Source organism: Phycisphaerae bacterium (assembly GCA_024102815.1).
In the GTDB taxonomy this organism is placed as follows: Bacteria; Planctomycetota; Phycisphaerae; order UBA1845; family UBA1845; genus JAGFJJ01.
In genome coordinates, this window is sequence record JAGFJJ010000037.1 from 1 (window position 1) to 3,509 (window position 3,509).

5 protein-coding genes are annotated in these 3,509 nt (G+C 62.3%); all 5 read right to left on the minus strand.

The features are described from left to right. Positions 1-1,266: DUF1156 domain-containing protein (locus J5J06_09145; protein MCO6437238.1), on the minus strand; the 1,266-nt coding region annotated here is incomplete at its 3' end. Positions 1,267-1,306: 40 nt separating this feature from the next. Beyond that, a complete protein-coding gene (locus J5J06_09150) occupies positions 1,307-1,519 on the minus strand; it encodes a hypothetical protein (protein ID MCO6437239.1) in 213 nt (70 codons plus the stop codon). Between the two features lie 33 nt (positions 1,520-1,552). After that, the gene (locus J5J06_09155) at positions 1,553-2,788 is read right to left on the minus strand and encodes a DUF1016 family protein (protein ID MCO6437240.1); all 1,236 of its coding nucleotides are present in this window, start codon (positions 2,786-2,788) and stop codon (positions 1,553-1,555) included. Next, positions 2,785-3,111 (minus strand): hypothetical protein, encoded by a 327-nt coding sequence (locus J5J06_09160; protein ID MCO6437241.1) that lies wholly within the window; start codon positions 3,109-3,111, stop codon positions 2,785-2,787. Before J5J06_09160 ends, J5J06_09155 begins: the two co-directional genes overlap by 4 nt. A 210-nt stretch (positions 3,112-3,321) precedes the next feature. Then, the coding region (locus tag J5J06_09165; protein ID MCO6437242.1) for a hypothetical protein at positions 3,322-3,509 on the minus strand (188 nt) is incomplete at its 5' end.

Genomic DNA, 3,509 nt, shown 5'->3' on the forward strand with positions numbered 1-3,509 from the left:
CTGGCGCGGGGCGCAGCGAACCCCACCTTTCCACCGCGCCCAAACTTCCCCCCCCCCCCCCCCCCCCCCCCGACGCAGTCCAGGCGCTCTTCGTGATCGACTAAACATCTGCCAGTGCTGCCTGATACCGTAATTCTGGACGCGAAACTCGAGCGCCTGTTCTGGTAGGTCGGTCTCCGGATGCCCAGTCGGTCGAGCAGACTGTGCGGCATCGACCTGCCGCTGTGTCGCTGGCAAGTAATCACGGCTGCGTGGAAGTTCGGCGATGATAGCGAGGAGCTGAGTTCCCCCACGGCCTTGCCGGAACCCCTCTCGGACATAGCCAAAGTCCACGGGGCTATCGGTGAGAAGACACCTGAAACCGTTCTTCCCTTGTTTCGTGCCCGCTGCAACGCGACGCTTATCGGCAGGCGTTCCTGTGCGAACATCGAATCGATACGTCATAGTGCGCTTGTCTACGACGGGCTCAAGCCATGCGAGATTGCCGTTCTTGCTCGACAGCCAGAAAGTGCTGATTAGTGGAACGTGCTTTCCGCCCGCGGCCGGGTCAGGGCTGCGCACTGTGCGCGCCCAAATCCAGGCGATGACGTTCGCTTCGCCGCCTCCATTCTCCTTTGGAAGGTGCGCTTTCGGGTAAAGATGGCCAACCTTCTGCCTTGCCCGGTCGCGAACCAGCGCTCCGTAGTACCGCACATCGGCCGCAAGACCGTGTGTACCGCGCCAGGCATCAGTCCCGCCAATGGACTTCCGGTCCTCCGGGTTGACTGGTGGATGATTCGTCCAGCGGGGAGCAAGCTCCAGATTGCACTTGTTTAGCAGCACGGCGACGGGATTTAGGTCGGCGGCGTGCGCTTCAAACCCCAGGCGGTTGGCCTCAAGCGGGATCGAGCCGCCGCCGGCGAACGGGTCGTAGAGTGCGGGCAGCTTACCCTCGCAGTGCTTCAACATCTCGGCGTGGGCCGCCGCGTAAACTTCCGGGTGATCATGCAGGCGTTTTTCCATCATGCTGCGAAGGATGTTGAAGAGACGCTCGCGCTCCGCGTTCTGCGCTTCCTCGGTCGGAAAGCGGTCCGGATGTTCGGACGGATCGTCCACGGCGGAAGCAAAAAGCACTGCCCTGGCAGTAGGCAGCGGCAGGCGTGCCCACCAATGATGAATGCCCTTCGGATGTGGGCCGATGCCGGGCATCTTGTCGTACGCCGACGCGTCGTTAATCTCCGGCAATGGCAGGGCGACTTCGATCAGTTTCTTTCGATATGTCGTCATACTCAATGCCCTTCACTCCTCCAGGCCGTCGATTGCCGGGTCAGCAACAGGGATCGTCCCAATCGCCGGGATCAAGGCCCTTGTGCTGGAGAATGCCGCGCAATCGCTCGATCTCACGACGTTGCTCGCACACGACGTGAGCCGTGAATTTGCCCCAGTCGTCAAACCCATCCGCAGCTTCCTTCTGCCGTTTGTAAGCGTCCGTCATTTCTCGCCGCGTGGCGGCTTCGTCGGCCGTATTCTCGCGAGCCAATCATCACGCTCCGTTTCTGGAAAATGCTCAGGTTCATTTTCTACGGCCCCCGCGTTTAGCGTGAGACGGTTGCCGACGCGGCCGACTCGCGTTGGCCTCCCTTGCCTTCGATGCCCTTGCACGCCCTATCTTGCCTGCCTCGCTGAGTTCGGCCTCGATTTCCTCGACGGTCGGCAATGCGGACTGAAGGTTCTTGGGCAGCGCCCGGGTCAGTTCGTATTCCGAAACGCCGATCGGCTTGTTCACGCCGCGGAGTGCGTATTCCGCAACAATGTGATTACGGTCCTGGCAGAGGATCAGGCCGATGGAGGGACTGTCGTTTGCGTGGCGGAGTTTGTCATCCACGACGCTCAGGTAGAAGTTCATCTTGCCGGCGTACTCGGGCTTGAACGCGCCGGTCTTCAGGTCAATCACGACGAAGCAGCGAAGCTTCAGGTGGTAAAACAGCAGGTCCACGTAGAAATCGCTTTCGCCCACGTCGAGGTGAAGCTGCCGGCCGACAAACGCGAAACCCTGGCCGAGTTCAAGCAGGAAGCGCTCCAACTCGCGGAGGAGGTTCGCTTCCAGTTCGCGCTCGTGGAACGGCTCATCCAGCGTGAGGAAATCGAAGACGTACGGGTCTTTCAGCGTCTCGCGGACAAGGTCGGATTGCGGAGCGGGCAGAAGCCGGTCGAAATTCGTGACGGCCTTGCCCTGCCGGGCGTGGACTTCGGAGCGGATCATCGAGGCCAGTGTGTTGCGGCTCCAGCCCTCGGCGAGGGCCTGCTGCATGTACCATTGCCGGGTGGGCAGGTGTTTGACCTTCTCCAGCAGAATGACGTGGTGTGCCCACGGGAGGGACCAAAGGAGCGTGTCGGGAGCAATGTGCGCGGGTTCATCCGCCGGAGCGGGCAATTGTGCCACCGACGGTGGCACGTTCGAGCCCTTTCGCAATTGGGCCACAGGCTGTGGCCCAATTAGCGTGGCGTCGGAATACTCGCGATAAAAAGCGAGCATCCGCTTGATGTTGCGTTCGGAGAAGCCTTTCTCTTCGGGCAGTTCATTGTGGAGCGCGCTGGCGAGCCGGGGGATAACGGCAGCCCCCCAGCCTTCGCGTTCCTGCCGTGCGTCGATCAGGCGGCCGATGTCCCAGTAGAGCCGCACGAGTTCCGCGTTCGCGGCCATGATGGCCCGCGTCTGGGCCTGCTGAATGCGAGCCTTGATCTCCTTCAGGAGCGTCGGAAAGCCTGGCGAGACCGTGAGGTTGTTGTGCGTGTTGCGTTTTGTCATGCCGGCTCCTGCGCGTGAGCCAGCAGCGCGGAGAGGTCGTAGTTCACGCTTGTGGCGTTGAAATCGGGCTCCTTCTCGAAGGGCGTTCTCGCGTAGCGCACGTCAGCGCGGCCGTCGTCGATCCACGCGCAGAGCCACGTGTTGTCCGGACCGGCGACATAGCGGCCTGTGGCACTGTAAGGCAAGCCGTCAACGTGCTGCAGAGCGCCAGCGGCATCGAACGGGACGGGCCTGCCTGCATTGTCCTGCCCGAGATTGACGCGATAGAAGAAAACTCTGCGCTCAACGGTTGTTGGTGCGGGTTGTCGTCGCTGTCGCGCCATTACTGTACCTCCCCATTGAGGCTGATCTTGTTGTCAATCGATTGACGTGTCATGCGGTGGGACCTCGGCGGCGCGTGGCCTTCTTGGCGGGTCCTTTTGCAGCGGACCGAACAGCAAGCTCGGGTGCCTTCCGGACGCCGACAAGAACCTCGCCCGTTGCAGGTTACCGCCTCCGGCGTCCGGAACGCACCACCCCGCCGCCGCGGGCGTTCAAAGCTCGTCTCGGTTCCATCGTAGTCCGCTACACGCCTGAACCCCGAAACCCGCCAATCCCCAACCATCCCCGCCACCCACCAACAACCACCCCCCGCCCCCCTCGAAATCCCCCACGCCCGCACCAACAATCCCTCGCCCCGCGCTCCGCCGCGGCCCCGGAGCACCCCACATGCCGCCGAACA